Source organism: Vibrio crassostreae 9ZC13 (assembly GCF_000272045.2).
GTDB classification, from domain to species: Bacteria; Pseudomonadota; Gammaproteobacteria; order Enterobacterales; family Vibrionaceae; genus Vibrio; species Vibrio crassostreae_C.
On sequence record NZ_AJYZ02000034.1, the window covers coordinates 1 to 211 of the forward strand.

General features: G+C 45.5%; 1 pseudogene. It reads right to left on the minus strand.

Features of this window, described 5'->3' with window-relative positions:
- Nucleotides 1–77 precede the first annotated feature (77 nt).
- Nucleotides 78–211: pseudogene (locus A136_RS22625) on the minus strand (IS110 family transposase); the annotation flags it as partial.

The window sequence follows — 211 nt, forward strand, 5'->3', positions numbered from 1 at the left end:
TGGTCTTAACCTATCTCCATCATTAGCGTCTGCAATGACCCGGTGGGTTTAACTCTCTATGCTGCTTAGGTTTCTACTTAAGCAGCATAGTTTTCATATTCGGTTTGATTGTGTAAAAGCGACCATATAATTCGTGCGTTCTTCGCGGCCAGTGCCACTATCGCTCGGTTCATTCCTCTTCGTTCTAGAACGCCTCGACACCACTGACTTA